1 pseudogene is annotated in these 584 nt (G+C 54.8%); it reads right to left on the bottom strand.

The window, feature by feature from the left end:
• Window positions 1–299 (bottom strand): annotated as a pseudogene (locus NKH12_RS30505) (calcium-binding protein); the annotation flags it as partial.
• Window positions 300–584 lie beyond the last annotated feature (285 nt).

The raw sequence follows: 584 nt of genomic DNA, 5'->3' as shown, positions 1-584 counted from the left end.
GAATGGATCCAGTCGGATTCCGCCTTCAGGTTGGCAGCGCTCACTTGGGTGTGATATCTGCCGGTGGGATCCGGCTCGTCAGTCAGGAAAAATCCAAAAACCTTCGGATTGTTGAGGAGAGGCGTTACCTTGTCGATGAAGGACTGGGTTACGCCATTGCTCTCTCCGAGCCAGATCAGAGCCTTCGAGCCATCCGGCAGCGCGTTGACCGATGACGCGTATTGAAGATCAACCAGGTTGAAGCCATAGGCCTTGGCCTGGGATGCTGAAGCGCCCCAGGTGTAGTGCATCGTGGCCATGCGGATATCCCTCGTGTGATTCTGTAGCGCCCCGATCCCTGCCTACGCGACGGTCCATATTAGCGCCAAATCAATTAGCGACACGCTGTTGATAGAATCATTGATCTTGGATGGATCTCCAATTTTCATGCGATTTGACTGCAGGGACTTGCGCTAAACTTGATGACGGCAATGCTGGATAAATAGCCAGTCGGTTGGGATCGCCTGGTTTTCCCGAACTGCCGTTGAGCGCGCGCGCCCTCCGAAGGCAGAGGTCACAGGTTCGAATTATGTCGGGTGCGCCAA

The sequence above is a fragment of the Mesorhizobium sp. M1322 genome, from assembly GCF_040318085.1.
In the GTDB taxonomy this organism is placed as follows: Bacteria; Pseudomonadota; Alphaproteobacteria; order Rhizobiales; family Rhizobiaceae; genus Mesorhizobium.
The sequence above is the reverse complement of the archived record's forward strand: the minus strand, read 5'-3'. Positions and strand labels throughout refer to the sequence as shown.